Raw genomic sequence first — 17,603 nt, forward strand, 5'->3', positions numbered from 1 at the left:
CGGCCGCGTTGCTTCGGGACGGTGATGGTATCGGCTACTGCGCGACGTACTGCTTGCGCGTGGCGTCGTAGGCGTAGATGACGGCGTCGCCGGGGCCCAGCTTGCGGGTTTTGCCGGGACCCGAGATCGTGTTGCCCGAGAACTGCACCGTCACGCGCGGCAGGTCGGCGGTCGCGTTGGCGCTGAAGACCAGTTCACCTTCGCTGCGCGTACACGGCATGACGTCGCCGTCCGCACAGGCCGGTCCGTTGTCCTCGCCTGCGATCACGTTGCCCACGTAGGACCACACATTGCCCGTTTCGTCCTGACGCTTTTCCGGGGGCGTGAAGACAAGCAGGGCGTAGCCGCTGATCGTGATGCCGTTCTCGAAGGTTTCGGTGGGCACCGCCAGCAACAGCTTGCCCGATGCCGTGCGGTACTCCAGCGGCTTGCGCTGGGTGTCGACTTCCGGCGGCCTTTCGTAGGCGCCGAATTCACCGATGGTCGGCTCCATGCCGCGGAATTTCCAGGGGCTTTCCGGGGATGCCGGGTCGCGGATGAAGGTGGCTTCGGCCAGATTTACGGTCGTCATCGGACCGACGTCGTCCTCGCCCGGCTTGCCGTACCGCTCGGCGGTTTCCCAGATGAAGCCGGTGTAGTAAGGCGTGCCTTCGAGTTCGAACGCATGGCCGAACCAGTAGGTGGCGATGCTGCCGTTGGCGACGTCGGCGGAAGGGGCGCCCTTGCTGTCCACCTGATGGATGGCGTACAGGACCGCGGCGGCGTCGGGCGGCGCAATCCGCGCAGCGGCGGGGGCGGGCGCGTTGGCAACTGGCGTGATGGGGGCAGGGGATGCAGCAGCTGGTGCTGCGGCAACCGCAGCACCGGCTGCCGATGCTGCGGCCGGTGCCGCCGCCTTTTCCTGCGCGGCATTGCCCGGCGTGGGGCTCATCGCCGCAAACGCGGCCGTGATAGCCGCCACCAGCAACGCGGCGGCCGCCGCGTTGCCCGTCCGCAAACCTTTTCCTTCTGACTTGCGCGTAGACGCCATGTCCTTCTTCTCTCTCTGTCGCGATGTGCAGCCATCGGCGGAAGCGGCCGGCGCGCGCCAGTGCCTGGGGCGCTTACCTGCGCCGCAATGCGGGCTGCATGGGAATTTCGGGTGCCAAATCGTTGGCGGCCTCGACCATAGAAGGGGGACACAAAGGGTGTCAAGGCAAGTGTGTGCGGGGCGGCGGCCGTGTAACGAAGCCATCGCCGCCCGATTTCCGGTGGCGTCTACGCACGTGCCCAAAAACCCCCGCATTTTCCTGTAATGCGTGCCATTGGACCGGGTAACAGGGCGCTTAACGCCCTGTTACCTTGGCAATATTCGGGGTTACGGCCGAGATGGGATTAGCGCTGGAACAGCGTCGTTCCCGCATGCGGCGCCCGCGCAGTCAGGATCGTTCCGCTGACGGATTCCGTGCAGAACACGCTGCGCCTGTCTTCGCCGCCAAAGGCGAGGTTGGTGGTCGACATGCCCTTCGGACTGCGCCACACCGTCATGGGCTCTGCGCGGTGATTGAGCAACCACACATAACCCAGGCCCGGATTGCACACGAGCAGGTTGCCTTCGCTATCGACAGCCAGTCCATCCGGGCCGCTGGGACCATACGACGTGAAGAACTGGCTCACCTTGCTGACGCTGCCGTCTGCCATCAGCGGCACGCGCCAGACGCAATTGCCGCGTGTCACCGCCAGGTACAGCACCTTGCCGTCGGGCGACAGTGCGACGCCGTTGGGACTGGGCACGTTGTCCAGCAGGCAATCCAGTTGCCCGTCCGGGCGCAGACGGTACAGGCGACCCGAAGGATCATGCAGGCCGCTCTGGCCCTGGTCGGTGAAGTAAAGATTGCCCTGCGCGTCGAAGATCAGATCGTTCACGCCCTTGAAGCGTTCGCTGTTGCGGCGCGCCAGGTAGGGCGTGACCGCGCCGCTGGCGATATCCAGCTCCATCAGACCGTTCTTGTAGTCGGTGATCAGCAGACGCCCGTCATCCAGGAACTTCATGCCGTTGGGCTCGCCGTCGTATTCCGCCATCAAAGACCATTCGCGGTCCGGGCCGATGCGAAAGACGCGGCCCCACGGGATGTCGGTCACGTAGAGATTGCCGCTGCGGTCGAACACCGGGCCTTCCAGGAACGAGTCGGCAACGGCGCCGCCGCGGTTGGCATCGGCCCAGTCGCTGCGCTCGGCGCGGCGAAAGCGGTCGGGCATGGGCGACCAGATCTCGAACGACTCGACCTGTGGCGCTTGCAGAAAAAACATGGTGTCTCCCTGTTCTTATTTCGCGTCGTAGCCGATGTTGCGCGCCACGTTGCCCCACATCACGCCGCTGTCGGCCAGGATGCGACTGAACTCAGCGGCATCGGCCACGCGCGGGTCGGCGCCCATCTTGGTGGCGAACGTCTGCATTTCTTCCGACGCCATGGCGCGGGCGACCTCGCGTTGCAGCCGCTCGGTGACCGCCGGCGGCGTGCCCTTGGGCGCCCACAGGCCGGTCCAGTTGACCACGCCAAAATCCTTCACGCCAGCTTCCGTGAAGGTCGGCACATCGGGCAGCACCGCCAGCCGCTTGTCGCCGCTGATAGCCAAGAGGCGTAACTGACCGCCTTGCACCGCGCCCATCACGCCCGTGGTGGAGGCGAACTGAAAGTCGATCACCTTGCCCAGCACTGCCTGCGTGGCCTCCGCCGCGCCCTTGAACGGCACGTGCATGAACTTGACCTTCGTCGCCAGCGCCAGGCCTTCGGCGGCAAAATGCGGCGTCGTGCCGGGACCTCCGGAACCGTAGGTGATCATGTCGGGCTTGGCGCGGGCCTGCGCGATCAGCTCATCGAGCTTGCGGTAGGGGCTGTCGTTGGACACGGCCAGCGCCATCGGCGCAAACACGAAGGCCGAGACCGGCTGCAGATCCTTGGCCGGATCAAACGGCAACTGCTTGAAGATGTGCGGCAGCAGCGAATAGGTCGTGTCGTTGGCCACCAGCGTATAGCCGTCGGGCGCGGCGCGGGCCACCTGATTCACGCCGATGGTGCCCGTGGCGCCCGGCTTGTTCTCCACGATGAAACTCTGGCCGGTCTGCGTTGAAAGCATCTGCGCCATCTTGCGCGTCGCCACGTCGACCGCGCCGCCGGGGCCATAGGGCACGACGACGCGCACCGGACGGCTGGGCCACGTGTCGGCGGCGTCCGCAGCTTGGGCGAGACCGCTGGCCAGCAGCGGCAGGGCGGCGGCAAGCGTGGTGACCGCGCGGCGCAGGCGGAAACGGGTTTGAATCTGGCTGGTCATTTGTCTTCCTCTCTTGTTTTGTATGGATTATTCCGCTTTCATGCCCAGGTTCTCCGTCGTTGCGGCCCGGGCGCCTACTCAGGCAGCCGACCCGGCGCGGGCCAGCACGTCCAGCACGTTGCGCGCGGCGGCCACGCCCATGTTGACGTAGGCCGCGCTGGTCACGCCGCCGATGTGCGGGCTCAGGATGATGCGGGGCTCCGTCTGGAAAGGGTGGCCCGCCGACATGGGTTCGACCGCAAAGCTGTCCAGGCCCGCGGCCCGCACCTGGCCCGAACGCACGGCGGCCAGCAGCGCGTCCTCGTCCACCAGACCGCCGCGCGCCGTGTTCACCACGATCACGCCGGGCTTGCACTGCGCCAGCGTTTCCGCGTTGACCATGCCGCGGTTCTCGTCGGTCAGCGGGCAGTGCAGCGACACCACGTCGGCCTCGCGCCAGATTGCATCGAGTTCCACGGTACGGATGTAGTCCGGCAGGTCTTTGGCGTACGGGTCGAAGCCGATCACCTGCATGTCCATCCCGTGTGCCATGGCCGCCATGCGCCGGCCGATGGCGCCCAGGCCGATCAGGCCGATGGTCTTGCCGCCCAGTTCCAGGCTCTTGTGCGTGGACTTGTCCCAGTGGCCGGCGCGCATGCGTTCGTCCAGGCCAACCACGGACTTGGCGCAGGCCAGCAGCAGAGCCAGCGCCTGCTCGGCGACGGCGGCGGCGTTTACGCCCACCGCGGCCACGACCTGGATGCCGCGTTCGGCGGCGGCAGTCTTGTCGATGGTGTCGGTGCCGCTGCCGTGTTTGGAGATGACGCGCAGCGCGGGGGCGGCGTCCATGGCCGCGGCGCCCACCTTGCTGTAGCGCACGATGATGGCGACCGGGTTGTGCTCGCGGCACAGCGCCACGATGTCGTCTTCAGTGGGCGTCTTGCCGGCGAAGATCAGTGAGAAGTCCTGCAGCAGCGCCAGCGCCTCGGGCGCCAGATCCGCTGCGGTCACGACCAGCGCGGGCTTGCCCGTGGCAGCGGTGTTCACAGCGACTCTCCTTCCTTCAGCACGCCCGCGGCGCGCAGCGCGGCGGTCAGCCACTTCGCTTCCGTGTCGCCCGCCTGGATCGCGGCGATGCGCGCGGCTTCGTCGCGCACCTTCTTTTCGGCGGCGGGCAGCAGGCCTTCGATTTTTTCGCGCTCCACCACCACCACGCCGTCTGCGTCGCCGATGATGAAGTCGCCCGCATTGACCGTCACGCCGCCCACGGATATCGGGTGCCCGATGCGGCCGGGCACGTTCTTGGTCGGGCCGTTGGGGTTGGTGCCGGCGGCAAACACCGGGTAGTCCATGTCGATGATCTCGACGGTGTCGCGCGCGGCGCCGTCCATCACCACGCCGGCGATGCCCAGCTTGCGGCAGGCGTTCATCATGATGGTGCCCATCAGTGCCGAACTGAGGTCGCCCTTGCCGTCGATGACCAGCACGTCACCGGGCTTGGCCAGCGAAATCGCGGCGTGGATCATGAGGTTGTCGCCGGGGCGCACCTCGACCGTCAATGCGGTGCCGGCGACTTTCATGCCGGGATGCAACGGGCGGATGCGTCCGTTCAGGGCGCCGCGCCGTCCGGCGACGTCAGCCAGGATGGCGGGTTGCAGTTCGGCGGCGCGGCGCACGATGTCGGCGTTGACGCGGGGGAAGTCCTTGATGATGTCCGGGGTGCTCATACGTGTTCCTGTCAAAGGTAGAAGAGGGATGCGGGGGCGGTCAGGCGGGCTTGATGCCGGCGTCGCGGATGACCTTGCCCCATTTGTCGAAGTCCGCTTTGCGTGTCTGGTCCAGGGCCTGCGGCGTGCCGCCGGCCAGCGTGATGCCAAGCTGTTCGGCCAGCGCAACCAGCGCGGGGCTTTGCAGCGCGCGGCCGATGTCGGTGTTGAGCCGCGCGATCACCGGCGCCGGGGTCGCAGCCGGCGCGAAGACCGCCTGCCATTGCTCGACCACGAAATCGTCGAACCCGGCCTGCGCCATGGTGGGCACGTCGGCAAGCGCGGGCAGGCGCTGCGCGGACGTGACGGCCAGGGCGCGCAGCGCGCCGGTCTGCACGTGCGGCAACGCGGCGGCGGCCGGAATGAAGGCGAACTGCACCTGGCCGGCCAACGTGTCCTGTAAGGCGGGGGTGTCGCCCTTGTAGGGCACGTGCAGAAAGCGGGCGCCGGTCTTTTGCTGCAGCAGTTCACCCTGCATGTGCAGGATGGTCCCGGTGCCGCCCGATGCATAGGCCAGGCTTTCCGGCGCCTTCTTCGCCGCGGCGATCAGCTCGGCCACGGTCTTGAAGGGCTGCGCCTCGCCTACGACCAGCAGATGGGGAATGGTGCCGATCATGATGACCGGCGCGAAGTCGGCGACGGGGTCATAGGTGAGCTTGCCCATGACGTGGGGGGCGATCGCCTGCGGGCCGATCGACGTGCCCAGCAAGGTCAGGCCGTCCGCTTCGGCGCGTGCCACGCGGGCCGCGCCGATGGTGCCGGTGGCGCCCGGGCGGTTGTCGACGATGACACGCGTTGAAAGCAGCGCATCGAGCTGCTGCGCGATGGCGCGGCCCAGCACGTCGGTGCTGCCGCCCGCCGGATACGGCACCACCCAGGTGATGGTCTTGCCGCCGGGCCATTCCTGCGCGGCGCGAACGCCGAAGGCGGCGGTGGCCGTCAGCGCCGCGGTGGCGGCGAGGAAGCTGCGGCGGGTAAGGGTGTGAGGGTCTTGCATGGGGTGTCTCCGATGATGCTTTTTGTTCATGCCGGAAAGCCGTACAAGGCCGCCGGGTTGTGGACGAGGACCTGGTCCAGTTGGTCGCGGCCGGTCCATTCGGCCAGGCGTTCGAACTGGCGCGCGTCGTCGGGCATGGGTTGCATGCCGGCCGACGCCGACGCATGCGGCCAGTCGCTGCCCCAGACGACACGCTCGGGATTGGCGTCCAGATAACTGCGGGCCAGCGCATCCAGCGCCGGGTCTTCAATGGAATGCCGCGGGCTGACGATGTAGCCACCGGACAGCTTGATCCACGCGCGGCCGCGCTCGAGCAGCCGCAGTACCAGGGCGTGGGCCGGATGCACGCCGGCGTCTTGCGGCGCAAGCCGCGCCATGTGGTCGAACACGATGGGCGCGGGCAGGTCTTGCAGCGCGGGCGCCAGCTCGGCTAGCTGCTCGCGCGCCATCAGCAGTTGCAGGTGCCAGCCCAACGGTGCGACGCGCTGCGCCAGCGGCACGATCTGATCCGCGGAACTGGTCACGCCCAAGGACAGATTGAGACGGATGCCGCGAACGCCTGCGTCGTGCATGGCTTGAAGCTGCGCATCGGTCTCGCTGCCATCGATCACCGCCACGCCGCGCGCCTGCCCACCCAACTGCGCCAGCGCGTCCAGCATGGGACGGTTGTCCGCGCCGTAGGTGGAAGGCGTGACCAGCACGGCCCGCTGTGTTCCCAACCGGGCCTGGATCTCGCGGTACTGCGCCATCGTGGCGTCCGGCGGCGACAGCTTTGCACCGGGCGCAGCGGGGTAGCGCGCGTCATAGGCGTGGATGTGGCAGTCGCACGCGCCGGCCGGCGCGGCAATGGCGGGGCGCGACGTGCCGCTGGAATACGGGTAGCGGGCTTGCATGGCGGATCACTCGACCTTCGCGCCCGAGTCCTTGACGATCTTGCCCCAGCGGATGCGGTCGTCGTGGATCAGCTTGGCGAACGCTTCCGGAGAACTGGTCAGCACTCGCGCGCCTTGCTCCTGGTACTTCAAGCTCAGGTCCTTGGCCTGCAGCGCCTTGTTGAACTCGGCGTTCAGGCGCTGCACGATGTCGGCCGGCGTGCCGGCGGGCGCGGCCAGTCCGAACCAGGTCACCGCCTCGAAGCCGGGAAAGCCGCGCTCGGCGACGGTGGGCACGTCGGGCATGTCAGGCACGCGTTGCGACGACGTCACCGCCAGCGCCCGCATCTTGCCGTTGCGCACGTGGCCGATCAGCGTGGGCACCGACGACAGGTACATGTCGATCTGGCCGCCGATCAGGTCATTGGAGGCCTGCGCCGCGCCCTTGTACGGAATGTGGGTGAGCTTGATGCCGGCGGCGTTCTGCAACTGCACGGCCGCCAGATGCGCCACGGTCCCGTTGCCCGAACTTGCGAAGTTCAACGCGCCCGGTTTGGCTTTGGCGGCGGCAATCATGTCCTCGAAGGACTTGAGCGGCGAGGTCGCCGGCACGACGATCACCAGCGGGGCGTCCGCGACCAGACCGATGGCGGAGAGATCCTTTTCGGGGTCGTAAGGCAGCTTGGCGTAGAGCGTCGGGTTGATCGCCAGGTTGCTGGTCTGGCCCAGCACCAGCGTGTAACCGTCCGGCGCCGCCTTGGCGACCGTGTCGACCCCGATGTTGCCGCCCGAGCCCGGCCGGTTCTCCGTGACGATGTTCCAACCGGTGTTGGCGCCGACCTTTATCGCCGCCTCCCGGGCCAGCACGTCGGTGCCGCCGCCTGGCGGGAAGGGAACGATCAGGCGGATGGGCTTGTTGGGATAGTCCTGAGCGGCGCTCAGGCTGGTCATGCACACCAGGGCCAGGCCCGACAGCACGCGCGCGATCTGCTTCATCGTTGTCTCCGAATAGTTGTTTTGGTGAAGGCATTGTGAATCCGTGTTCCACTCAATACAATGCAGGTTCGTATAGCGGAACATGTTGCGTACCATGAACGATGGGCTGAACCCCGATCCGGACGAAACCCCAGCCGAAGAAGGCGTGGTGGCGGTGCGCCGCGCAATGAGCATCCTTGCCGCGTTCGGCGTGGACGACACGCACCTGTCGCTGGCGGAGCTCAGCCGGCGGACCGGCTGCCATCGCTCAACCGTGTTGCGTCTGGCGCGCACCCTGGCCATGGACGACTACCTGGCGCAACGGGAGGACGGCACATGGCGCCTGGCGCGCGCGGCCGGTTGGCTGGGCGCCTGCTACCAGGCCACGTTCAACATTGCGGAAGTGGTGCAGCCGGTGCTGCGTGAGCTGTCGGCTGCTACGGGTGAAAGCGCCACGTTCTATGTGCGCGAAGGCAAGCAGCGCATCTGCATGGCGCGGGTCGAAGGCCCCAAGTCCATCCGGCATCACGTGCGGGTGGGGGCGGCGCTGCCGCTTGAGCTGGGCAGTCCGGGGCGTGTGCTGCTGGCGTTTGCCGGCGAACCGGGCGAACCCTATGAATCCGTGCGCCGCGCGGGCTACATGATTTCGCTCGGCGAGCGCGATGCGGAGGTCTCCAGCATTTCGGCGCCGGTCTACGGCATCAACTGGACACTGCAGGGCGCCATCTGCATCTCGGGGCCGATCTCGCGCCTGACCGAAAGCGTGCTGCTTGATCTCAAGGAGCCGGTGCTTGCGGCGGCGAGCCGGCTGTCGCGGTCGCTGATGGGATTGCGGCGGACGGCGTAGTTCGTGCGAAGGCTTTCTGCGCCAGCCTCAAAAACAAAAAAAGAAAGGACGCGATCCGGGCTCCATCGGACCGCGTCCCTGCGCGCGCAAAGGGCGATGGCCTAGCCGCGCCCGTTTGTATGCGTGGCGAACATCACTCCGCCTCGATCTTCGCCTCTTTCACCACCTTGCCCCACTTGTCCAGGTCCGACTGGATCACCGCCGCGTACTCCTGCGGCGTGCCGCCCTGGACCTCGATGCCCGCGGCTTCCAGCTTGGCGCGCACGGCGGGTTGCTTGAGGACCGCGTTGATCTCGGTGTTGAGCTTGGCGATGATCTCCTTCGGCGTGCCCGCCGGCGCCAGGAAGCCGCCGTTGGTGTTGGCGTCGTAGCCCTTCAGGCCTTGCTCCTGCGCGGTCGGCACGTCGGGCAGGGCCTTGGTGCGATTGGCGGTCGACACCGCGACGGCGCGCACGTTGCCGGCCTTGACCTGTTCCTGCATCGCGCTCAGCGTATCGATGTACAGCACCGTGCGGCCGGCCAGCAGGTCAGGGTGCGCGGCGGACGAACCCTTATACGGGATCAGCAGCATGGGCGCGCCGCTGACCATGCGGAACATCTCGGCGGCCATTTCCTGCGCGCTGCCTCGGCCCGACGTGGCGACTTTGGCGTCGTCGGGATGCGCCTTCATCCAGTCCACCAATTCCGGCAGCGTCTTGGGCGGGATCTTCGGATAGACCGAGAACACCAGCGGAATTTCATGCGTGTAGATGATGGGCTCGAAACTCTTCTGCGGGTCCCAGCCCAGGTTCTTGAACAGGTATTTGTTGATGTTGTGGCTGCCGCCCACGATGCCGATGGTGTAGCCGTCGGGCTTGGCGTTGGCGAGCAGTGCGGTGCCCAGGTTGTTGGAGGCGCCCGGCCGATTGTCGACGATGACGGGCTGGCCCAGCGATTGCGAAAGCTTTTCGCCGACGACGCGCGCAATCATGTCGATGCCGCCGCCCGGCGGGGCCGGCACGATGATGCTGATGGGGCGGGTGGGGTAGTTCTGCGCCGCGGCCAGGCCGGGCACGGCGGCAAGGACTGCCGAAAAGGCCAGGGTCTTGGCCAGCGTGTTGAAGGTCATGCTTGTCTCCTCGGGGTGGTCAACTTCAGTCAACTCTGTGGGGCGCCCCGGGTGTGCTGCACCCCGGGGCGCGGATAAGGCCTTAGCCGCGCCCCGCAAAGGGCATGGCGCTGGCCATGACGGTCATGGTCAGGACGTTGGCGTCCAGGGGCAGCGACGCCATGTGGCGCACCGCTTTCGCGACGTGGACGGCGTCCATCATGGGTTCGGGCGCGACCGTGCCATTGGCCTGCAGCACGCCGCGCGTCATGCGCTCGGACAGTTCCGTCATCGCATTGCCGATGTCGATCTGTCCCGCCACGATGTTGTAGGCGCGGCCGTCCAGCGCCAGCGACTTGGTCAGGCCGGTGACCGCGTGCTTGCTGGCGGTGTACGGCGCGGTAAAGGGGCGCGGCGTGTGCGCGGAGATGGAACCGTTATTGATGATGCGGCCGCCCTGCGGCGTCTGGCGGCGCATCAGCCCGAAGGCGGCGCGCGCGCACAGATAGACGCCCGTCACATTGGTGTTGATGGCGTTGAACCACTTTTCCAGCGGCAGTTCGTCCATCGGCACGGCGGGCGCGTTGACGCCCGCGTTGTTGAACAGCAGGTCCAGCCGGCCGAATCGGCTTTCGATGGTGTTGAACAGCGCTTCGACGCTTTCCGGGCTGGTGACGTCAGTGGGCACGGCCAGCGCGGTCTGACCGCGCGCGGCAGCCTCGGCTTGCAGCGACTGCAAGGGATCGGCGCGGCGGCCGGCCAGCACGACGGTCCAGCCGTCGTTCAGCAAGGCGATGGCGGTGACGCGGCCGACGCCGCTGCCTGCGCCGGTGACCAGGGCAATTTTCTGGGTGGTGCTGTCGTTCAAGGGATGGCTCCTCGGGCGGATTGGATGGTTATTGATGTTGAAAGAATCGGCGCGCGGCGTCAGGCGGCGCGGGGCGCGGCAACGGTCATGGTCAGGTCCCCGATGCCGGCCACGCCCGCGCTGACGACATCGCCAGGGCCCAAGGGAGCGACGCCGGCGGGCGTGCCGGTAAAGACGAGGTCGCCGGGCGCCAGGGTCACGGATCGCGACAGCATCGCCACCAGCTCGGGTACGGACCACAGCAGGCCGGATACGTCGGCGCGCTGGCGGTCTTCTCCGTTCACGGACAGCCACAACGCGCCTTCGCGGGGATGGCCGCAGGCGTCAGCAGGCACGATGGCGGTGCACGGCGCGGAATGATCGAAGGCCTTGGCGGGCTCCCACGGACCGCCCGCGCGCTTGGCCTGTTGCTGCAGATCGCGTCGCGTCATGTCCAGCCCCGCGGCGTAACCCCAAATATGGCGGGCTTCGACGTCATCTGCAGCGATGTCCTTGCCGCCGCGGCCAATCGCCACGACCAGCTCGATCTCATGGCAGTAGTCCGCCGTGTCCGCGGGATAGGGCAGCGCGCCGGCGGCCGGGAACACGGCGCTGGCGGGCTTCATGAACCACGCCGGCATCTCGGCCGGACGCGCTTCGTCGGGCAGCCAGCGATAGTTGCGGCCGATGCAGAACACGCGCGCGACGGGAAAACGGGCCGCGCTGCCGGCGATCGGCAACGTGGTTGGTGCAAGGGCGGGAAAGACGAGGTCGGTCATGGCAGTCGTCGAGGATGTGCCTTGCGGCTCAGGTCGTCAGGCTCAACGCCGGGCGCTCGCCGGCCAGCGCCTGCGCAATGCTGTCCAGCACCATCTGGGCCATTGCCGCCCGCGTCTCCCACGTGGCGCTGGCGCGGTGCGCCTGCAGCGTGGTGCGATCCGACTGGCGCAGCGCCTGCGGCACGCGGGGCTCATCCACAAAGACGTCCAGTCCCGCGCCCGCGATGCGGCCGGCGACCAGCGCCTCGGTCAGGTCGGCCTCATTGACCAGCCGGCCGCGCGCCACGTTGACCAGGAAGCCCTGCGGGCCCAGCGCGTCCAGTACGGCGGCATTGACGATGCCCTCGGCCTTGTCGGCGGCGGCGCAGAGCACCAGCGCGTCGGACGCCCGGGCCAGCGCGACCAGGTCCGGCACGAATTCATGCGGCACGTCGTCCATGGCGCGCAGGTCGGTGTAGCGGATCTGGCAGCCAAAGGCCGCCGCCCGGGTAGCGACGGCGCGGCCCACGCGGCCCATGCCCACGATGCCCACGCGCATGCCGCTGAAGCGGCGCGCCAGCGGAATGGCGCTGGGCGACGGAAACTGCTCCCACAGGCCTTCCCGCACGAAGCGGTCGCCCGCGCAGAGGTTGCGGCAGGCTGCGATCAGCAGGCCGATCGCCAGGTCGGCGACATCTTCGGTCAACGCGCCCAGCGTGGCGGTGACCGGCAGGCCGCGGCCGCGGCAGTACGCCAGGTCCACCGCGTCGGTGCCCACGCCATTGACCGCCACCACCTTCACGCCGGGCAGCTGTTCCAGCATCTCGCGCGAGATGCCGGTGTGGCCGCCGGTGATAACGGCTTCGATGCGAGCGCCGTGCTCGCGCAGCCAGGCCGCCTGATCGGAGATCTCGAAGAACTTGTGCACCTGGTACAGCGAGGCAAGCTCGTCGTTGACCGCCGGGATCAGGATGGGATTGAGTTGCAGGACCTGAGGCTTCATGTCGGTTCGGCTCTGGTGGGGGGACCGGCTGGGGGTCCGCGTTGAATATGGATTCCATGGTATTTAATGATTGATTTGTAAAGCAATATTGATCTATAAAATCAACATATAAACTTTGCTACAGAAGATCATGGGTACCTGGATTTCAATGGCCGAAGCGTGCAGCCAGCTTGGCGTGCGGCCGCAGACCATCTACGCCTACGTCAGCCGCGGCAAGCTGGAGGTCATGCCCGACCCGGCCGACACGCGCCGCAGTCTTTACCGCGCCGAAGACGTCGCGGGGCTGGCCAAGCGCAAGCAGGCGGGTCGCAAGCACGAAACCCTGGCCACCAACACGCTGTTCGGCGCCGAGCCCAGCATCCCCACGGCTATCTCCACCTTTCATCGCCAACGCCTGTACTACCGCGGACAGGACGCGGTCACGCTGGCCGGTTCGGCCAGCCTGGAAGAGGCCGCGCAATTGCTGTGGAATTCGGACCAGCAGGCGGACTTCTCTTGCACCGCGCGCGTGGCATCGCCGGGCCGGGTCGCCGCGTTCACGTCATTGGCGGCGCTGGCCGCCACCGGGCACTCCACGCATGGCCGCATGACGCGCGTCCTCCACACCGAATGCCAGAGCCTGGTCGGCCAACTGGCCAACGCGTTTGGCGCGCAGCCCGGCAAGCGGCCGCTGCATCTGCGGTTTGCGCAAGCCTGGAAGCTGTCGCCGCAAGCCGCCGAGTTGCTGCGCACCGCCATGGTCCTGCTCGTCGACCACGAACTGACCAGTTCGGCATTTGCCGCGCGCATTGCGGCCTCGACCGGCGCGTCGCTGCCGGCGTGCCTGCTGTCGGGACTGACCACCTTGTCCGGGCCGTTGCACGGCGACGCCTCCGGCCGCGTCCGCGCGTTGTTCGACGACGTGGCGCGTCAGGGCGAAGATCAGGTCATCGCGCACTACCTGTCCACGGGCCTGCCGCTGGCGGGCTTCGGCCATCATCTGTATCCCGATGGCGATCCGCGCGCGGCGGCGCTGCTGGCGCAGTTTGAGCCGGCCGAGGTCATCACGCGCTTCATCGACAAGGCCACGCAACTGACCGGCCTGCATCCCAACATCGACGTGGCGCTGGCCGCGCTGTCGGCGCACTGCAAGCTGCCGGACGATGCGGCCTTCGGACTGTTTGCCACGGCGCGCAGCATCGGCCTGCTGGCGCATTGCCTGGAGCAGCTCAGCGTCGCGCAAGTCATCCGGCCGCGCGGACGCTATGTGGGCGTCGTGCCGCAAGCGGCCTAGTCCGGCAATCTTCGGTATGCTGGCTGATCCGGACAGGAGATCAGCCATGACACGTACGCAGAAGCAGAGAATGCTGGCAGGAGAGCTCTACACGGCCGCTGACGACGAGATCCAGGCGGACCAGCTTGCCGCCAGCGCCTGGATGAAACGGTACAACGCCTTGCTGGGCGAGCCGCCCGAACAATGGCACGCGCTCCTGCGCGAGCGCCTTGCCAGCGTGGGCGAGGGCGCACTGATCCGCCCGCCGTTTCATTGCGACTACGGCTACAACATCTCGCTGGGCGCGAACGTGTTCATGAATTTCAACTGCGTGATCCTCGACGTCGTGCAGGTCACGATCGGCGACGGCACGCAGATCGGCCCGGCCGTGCAGATCTACACGGCTGACCATCCGCACGATCCCGAGCAACGCCGCGCGATGCTGGAATTCGGGCGCCCCGTGCACATCGGCAAACAGGTGTGGATCGGCGGTGGCGCGATCATCCTGCCGGGGGTCACGGTGGGGGATGACGCCATCATCGGCGCGGGTAGCGTGGTGACGCGCGACGTGCCGGCAGGGGCGAAGGTGGTGGGGAATCCGGCGCGGGTGCGTGGCTAAGCAATTGGCCGAACCGCTGCCCGCCGGATTACCCCGCGCAGTCTAGGCGCCTGTGCGTTCGGGCTGCGCGTCGTCAGCGAAACCCGGCGGCGCCTGGAATCCCCCTTGCTGCGCCGTGAACAGGGCGGCGAAGCGGATGGGCGTCAGGTCTTCCAGATAAGGCCCGACGGCCTGGGCGCCGATGGGCAGGTTGTCGTCGTGCAGGCCCAGCGGAAAGCTGGTGGCCGGCAAGCCGGGCAGGACCGGCAGGCCGGCCCAGTTGAACAGATCCGCAAAGCGAAGCTGCGTCACACCCTCGTCGAACGCGACCGGAAACCTGCGCGCATCCTTGGGTTCCGAATGGTCGTGCGCAAAGGCCGTGGCCGGCAATACCGGACTCAGCACCACATCGAAGTGCTCGAAGAATGCCTCCCATTGCTGGCGCAATCGCAGCCGTTGTTCGTGCTTGTGCAGCCACTCCGCGTGTGAGAGATACGGGCCGCGCTTCCATGCGGTCTCGGCAGTCTCTTCGCTTTCCGGGTCAGCCGGCTGCGCCGCCGCACCCGTTGGCCGTGGCAGCGACGCGCCCAGCAGACTGCGGTACACGACATGCGCGGCATTCAGATCGGGCAGCAACCCAGCGGCCTCTTCAGGAAGCGTCACGGTCACGCCCGCGGCTTCCAATCCCTGTCGCAGCCGCGTTTCGACCAGTCGTTCGGACCGGGACTGAGGCTGCCCGGGCCAGGCCGTCAACAGCAGCACCCGGAACTTGCGCAGGTCGTCGTGCCGCGCGGCAGGCAACGTCGCCCGCCATGCCTTGCTTGCCAGGGGATCCCGGTTAAGCAGCAGTTGCAGCGCCAGTTCAAGGTCTTCGGCGCTGCGCGCCAGCGGCCCGGCCACGGTCAAATCGCGCAACGTCTGCTTGCCGGAGGGCGCGCCGGTGCCGCCGTTGTAGACCAGGCCGAATGTCGGCTTGTGGCCGAAGACGCCCGTGAAATGGGCTGGCACGCGAATCGACCCGCCAATGTCAGTGCCTAGCTCCAATGCGCCGAATCCGGCCGCGATGGCAGCGGCGGACCCGCCTGACGAACCGCCTGGCGAGCGGTGCAGATTCCAGGGATTGCGGGTGACGCCATAGACCGCGTTGTAGGTCTGCAGATCGGCAAGCGAGAGCGGAACGTTTGTTTTGCCGATCAGCACGGCGCCGGCTTCGCGCAGCGCGATGACGGCCGGCGCGTCGACGGCATCGACGTTGTGCGCGTAGTCAGGATTGCCCACGCACGTCGCGAGGCCAGCGACGTGGAAGTTTTCCTTCACTGTGATCGGCACGCCCAGCAATGGCTTGCGCTCGCCGCGAGCCAGGGCGGCGTCGGCCGCGCGTGCGGCCTGGCGCGCTCCTTCATCGTCGCGTGCGATGACCGCGTTCAGTTGGGGGTTGTACCGGTCGATGCGCGCAAGCACATGGTCCAGCAATTCGATGGCGGTGACCTCGCCCGTTGCGAGGGCGCGCGCCTGCGCGTGCGCAGGCGCGAACGCCAGCGCTTCCAGGTAGGCGAAAGAGGGGCGTTGCTGTTGGCTCACGGTTCGGCTCCTCTCAATGTTCCAGCCACGTGTCGGAAAAGTCTCCGGCGGTCAGGTCCACGCTGTTGTTCAGGTTGTGGACACGCTTCTGATAGACCTGCAGGGTTGACGGCACGGTCACCAGCGGAAGCGTGGGAAGGTCCTTGCCGACGATGCCCTGGATCTCCTTGAAGGTCGCGGCGCGGCGCGTATCGTCGGTTTCGACGGCGGCGGCGCGGAATAGGTCGTCCACACGCGGATTGTTGTAATGCGCCGCGTTGACGAAGGGCAAGGGATTCTTGATGCCGTCGGACCAGTAAAAGCGCTGCACGCCTACCGTGGGATCGAACAGGCGTCCCAGGCCATTCACACTCAGATCGAAACTGCGTTCCTTGTAGAGCCGATTGATGAATGTGGGCAGGTCGCCATCGACAATATCCACCTTTACGCCCACGCGGTTCAACGCCGCGCGGATGTACTCGGACGTGCGCTTGAAGTCGGCCGACGGCATGAACGCCAGGCGCAGGGAGAAGCGGCCATCACTTCCCTTGCGCGCGTAGCCGGCTTCATCGAGCAGGGTGTTGGCGCGCACAAGGTCAACGGGATAGTTGAAGGCGCTGTCGTCGTAATACTGGGCAAGAATGGACGGAATCGGCGAATTCACGACGCGGGCGCGCTTGTAGTAGACGGTGTTGGCAATGAAATTCCGGTCGATGGCATGCGCCAGCGCGTGACGCACCTTCGGATTCGCCAGGATCGGATTGTCCAGGTTGAACTCCAGAAACAACACGTTGCTCAGGAACTCGTCGTAGGTGTCGTCGATAGCAAGCTTGGGGTTGCCCGACAGGCGATCCAGGTCAGACACGGCCACGTTCAACGCCGCGTTGGCTTCGCCGGTTTCGATGGCCGCCGATATCGATGCCGTGTTTTTGATGAAGCGATAGATCACGCGGTCGAGGTAGGGATGCCCTTTGCGCCAGTAATCGGGGTTCTTTTCCAGCACGACATAGCTGCCCTTGGACCATTCCTTGAACCTGAACGGACCTGTGCCGATCGGGTGGTTGTTGTTGTCGTGCACCAGCGGATCCGCCGCGCCATAGCGCTGCTGCGAGACGATGGGCGTCTCCGCGGACGACAGCGCCTTCAGCAAATAGGGCGCAGGCTTGCTCAGCACGATGATCGCCGTGTGCGGGTCGGGGGTTTCAACATCCTGAACGTTGGCGAACGTGATTCGGCCGCGCGGGCCGATCTCGCGCTGCTTCAGGATCGAGTATTTGACGTCGGCCGAGGTGAAGTCCGTTCCGTTGTGAAACTTGACGCCGGTGCGCAGCTTGAACGTGTAACGCAGGCCGTCGTCGGTGATGTTCCATTCGGTGGCCAGGAGCGGTTGCGGCTTGAACTGCAGGTCATAGCGCAGCAGACCTTCCGTGATCTTTGCGCTGATGTTGCGGTTCTCGACCTTCGGATTGACCAGCGACACCAGCGCGGTGGGTTCCTGCGCCATCAGGAAGGTGAGCGTGCCTCCAGGCTGCGGCTGCTGTGCGTTTTGCGCGTGCACCGCCACGCTTGCCGCGGCGGGAATCCACGCCAGCATCATCGCCAACCGGCGCATTGTCTTCGACTGCATATCTGCCCTTTTTACGAATGCCGCGCTTGCGCCGGCGCTCGATATTTGAAGAATTGAGAGGGCGAAATGTTGAACCGCTTTGCCACGCACAACAACGATTGGCGTCTTATTTACTTATCCCGA

General features: G+C 66.8%; 17 protein-coding genes. 3 read left to right on the forward strand and 14 right to left on the reverse strand.

Translation table 11 applies throughout. The features are described 5' to 3' along the window. Positions 1-34: 34 nt before the first annotated feature. From HV681_RS01345 to HV681_RS01380, 8 genes are all read right to left on the reverse strand, one after another. Positions 35-931: a hypothetical protein gene (locus HV681_RS01345; RefSeq protein WP_217467826.1), complete on the reverse strand. Its 897-nt coding sequence runs from the start codon at positions 929-931 to the stop codon at positions 35-37. A 443-nt stretch (positions 932-1,374) separates the two neighbouring features. Next, positions 1,375-2,289: an SMP-30/gluconolactonase/LRE family protein gene (locus HV681_RS01350; RefSeq protein WP_175121353.1), complete on the reverse strand. Its 915-nt coding sequence runs from the start codon at positions 2,287-2,289 to the stop codon at positions 1,375-1,377. 15 nt (positions 2,290-2,304) lie between these two features. Continuing rightward, positions 2,305-3,312 carry a Bug family tripartite tricarboxylate transporter substrate binding protein gene (locus tag HV681_RS01355; RefSeq protein WP_175121354.1) on the reverse strand — a complete coding sequence of 336 codons (1,008 nt, stop codon included), beginning with the start codon at positions 3,310-3,312 and terminating at the stop codon, positions 2,305-2,307. Between the two features lie 78 nt (positions 3,313-3,390). Then, the gene (locus tag HV681_RS01360) at positions 3,391-4,338 is read right to left on the reverse strand and encodes an NAD(P)-dependent oxidoreductase (protein WP_254594109.1); all 948 of its coding nucleotides are present in this window, start codon (positions 4,336-4,338) and stop codon (positions 3,391-3,393) included. Then, positions 4,335-5,018 carry an RraA family protein gene (locus HV681_RS01365; RefSeq protein WP_175121355.1) on the reverse strand — a complete coding sequence of 228 codons (684 nt, stop codon included), beginning with the start codon at positions 5,016-5,018 and terminating at the stop codon, positions 4,335-4,337. Before HV681_RS01365 ends, HV681_RS01360 begins: the two co-directional genes overlap by 4 nt. A 40-nt stretch (positions 5,019-5,058) precedes the next feature. Continuing rightward, on the reverse strand, positions 5,059-6,054 hold the full coding sequence (locus tag HV681_RS01370) for a Bug family tripartite tricarboxylate transporter substrate binding protein (protein WP_175121356.1): 996 nt from the start codon (positions 6,052-6,054) through the stop codon (positions 5,059-5,061). Between the two features lie 26 nt (positions 6,055-6,080). Beyond that, positions 6,081-6,947, reverse strand: a complete 867-nt coding sequence (locus HV681_RS01375) for an amidohydrolase family protein (protein WP_175121357.1) — start codon at positions 6,945-6,947, stop codon at positions 6,081-6,083. A 6-nt stretch (positions 6,948-6,953) separates the two neighbouring features. Then, positions 6,954-7,922 carry a Bug family tripartite tricarboxylate transporter substrate binding protein gene (locus tag HV681_RS01380; RefSeq protein ID WP_175121358.1) on the reverse strand — a complete coding sequence of 323 codons (969 nt, stop codon included), beginning with the start codon at positions 7,920-7,922 and terminating at the stop codon, positions 6,954-6,956. Between the two features lie 82 nt (positions 7,923-8,004). Here HV681_RS01380 and HV681_RS01385 point away from each other — a divergent pair, with 82 nt between their 5' ends. Then, positions 8,005-8,748, forward strand: coding sequence for an IclR family transcriptional regulator (locus tag HV681_RS01385; RefSeq protein WP_254594855.1), 744 nt, complete (start codon positions 8,005-8,007; stop codon positions 8,746-8,748). Between the two features lie 133 nt (positions 8,749-8,881). On the opposite strand, the gene HV681_RS01390 is transcribed toward HV681_RS01385, so the two are convergent. The 4 genes from HV681_RS01390 to HV681_RS01405 form a co-directional block, all read right to left on the reverse strand. After that, positions 8,882-9,856, reverse strand: a complete 975-nt coding sequence (locus tag HV681_RS01390; RefSeq protein ID WP_175121359.1) for a Bug family tripartite tricarboxylate transporter substrate binding protein — start codon at positions 9,854-9,856, stop codon at positions 8,882-8,884. Positions 9,857-9,938: 82 nt separating this feature from the next. After that, positions 9,939-10,703 (reverse strand): SDR family oxidoreductase, encoded by a 765-nt coding sequence (locus HV681_RS01395; RefSeq protein WP_175121360.1) that lies wholly within the window; start codon positions 10,701-10,703, stop codon positions 9,939-9,941. Between the two features lie 59 nt (positions 10,704-10,762). After that, a complete protein-coding gene (locus HV681_RS01400) occupies positions 10,763-11,461 on the reverse strand; it encodes a fumarylacetoacetate hydrolase family protein (RefSeq protein WP_175121361.1) in 699 nt (232 codons plus the stop codon). Positions 11,462-11,489: 28 nt separating this feature from the next. Beyond that, positions 11,490-12,443, reverse strand: coding sequence for a 2-hydroxyacid dehydrogenase (locus HV681_RS01405; RefSeq protein ID WP_175121362.1), 954 nt, complete (start codon positions 12,441-12,443; stop codon positions 11,490-11,492). A gap of 130 nt (positions 12,444-12,573) precedes the next feature. On the opposite strand from HV681_RS01405, the gene HV681_RS01410 reads away from it, so the two are divergent. Both HV681_RS01410 and HV681_RS01415 read left to right on the forward strand, forming a co-directional pair. Continuing rightward, entirely contained in the window at positions 12,574-13,716 is a 1,143-nt protein-coding gene (locus tag HV681_RS01410; RefSeq protein ID WP_175121363.1) for a citrate/2-methylcitrate synthase, read from the forward strand. 46 nt (positions 13,717-13,762) lie between these two features. Beyond that, positions 13,763-14,314 (forward strand): sugar O-acetyltransferase, encoded by a 552-nt coding sequence (locus HV681_RS01415; protein WP_175121364.1) that lies wholly within the window; start codon positions 13,763-13,765, stop codon positions 14,312-14,314. Positions 14,315-14,356: 42 nt separating this feature from the next. On the opposite strand, the gene HV681_RS01420 is transcribed toward HV681_RS01415, so the two are convergent. Beyond that, positions 14,357-15,874, reverse strand: coding sequence for an amidase (locus tag HV681_RS01420; protein WP_175121365.1), 1,518 nt, complete (start codon positions 15,872-15,874; stop codon positions 14,357-14,359). A 13-nt stretch (positions 15,875-15,887) separates the two neighbouring features. Next, positions 15,888-17,480 (reverse strand): ABC transporter substrate-binding protein, encoded by a 1,593-nt coding sequence (locus HV681_RS01425; RefSeq protein ID WP_254594856.1) that lies wholly within the window; start codon positions 17,478-17,480, stop codon positions 15,888-15,890. Between the last annotated feature and the right edge of the window lie 123 nt (positions 17,481-17,603).

It is taken from the genome of Achromobacter animicus (assembly GCF_902859585.1).
In the GTDB taxonomy this organism is placed as follows: Bacteria; Pseudomonadota; Gammaproteobacteria; order Burkholderiales; family Burkholderiaceae_B; genus Achromobacter; species Achromobacter animicus.

What these genes read in the sequence shown, in the direction of transcription:
- HV681_RS01410 (WP_175121363.1), top strand. Translation starts at nt 12,574, where the DNA reads ATGGGTACCTGGATTTCAATGGCCGAAGCGTGCAGCCAGCTTGGCGTG.
- HV681_RS01355 (WP_175121354.1), bottom strand. Translation starts at nt 3,312, where the DNA reads ATGACCAGCCAGATTCAAACCCGTTTCCGCCTGCGCCGCGCGGTCACC.
- HV681_RS01350 (WP_175121353.1), bottom strand. Translation starts at nt 2,289, where the DNA reads ATGTTTTTTCTGCAAGCGCCACAGGTCGAGTCGTTCGAGATCTGGTCG.
- HV681_RS01385 (WP_254594855.1), top strand. Translation starts at nt 8,005, where the DNA reads ATGTTGCGTACCATGAACGATGGGCTGAACCCCGATCCGGACGAAACC.
- HV681_RS01400 (WP_175121361.1), bottom strand. Translation starts at nt 11,461, where the DNA reads ATGACCGACCTCGTCTTTCCCGCCCTTGCACCAACCACGTTGCCGATC.
- HV681_RS01345 (WP_217467826.1), bottom strand. Translation starts at nt 931, where the DNA reads ATGAGCCCCACGCCGGGCAATGCCGCGCAGGAAAAGGCGGCGGCACCG.
- HV681_RS01375 (WP_175121357.1), bottom strand. Translation starts at nt 6,947, where the DNA reads ATGCAAGCCCGCTACCCGTATTCCAGCGGCACGTCGCGCCCCGCCATT.
- HV681_RS01390 (WP_175121359.1), bottom strand. Translation starts at nt 9,856, where the DNA reads ATGACCTTCAACACGCTGGCCAAGACCCTGGCCTTTTCGGCAGTCCTT.
- HV681_RS01415 (WP_175121364.1), top strand. Translation starts at nt 13,763, where the DNA reads ATGACACGTACGCAGAAGCAGAGAATGCTGGCAGGAGAGCTCTACACG.
- HV681_RS01365 (WP_175121355.1), bottom strand. Translation starts at nt 5,018, where the DNA reads ATGAGCACCCCGGACATCATCAAGGACTTCCCCCGCGTCAACGCCGAC.
- HV681_RS01405 (WP_175121362.1), bottom strand. Translation starts at nt 12,443, where the DNA reads ATGAAGCCTCAGGTCCTGCAACTCAATCCCATCCTGATCCCGGCGGTC.
- HV681_RS01425 (WP_254594856.1), bottom strand. Translation starts at nt 17,480, where the DNA reads ATGCAGTCGAAGACAATGCGCCGGTTGGCGATGATGCTGGCGTGGATT.
- HV681_RS01380 (WP_175121358.1), bottom strand. Translation starts at nt 7,922, where the DNA reads ATGAAGCAGATCGCGCGCGTGCTGTCGGGCCTGGCCCTGGTGTGCATG.
- HV681_RS01370 (WP_175121356.1), bottom strand. Translation starts at nt 6,054, where the DNA reads ATGCAAGACCCTCACACCCTTACCCGCCGCAGCTTCCTCGCCGCCACC.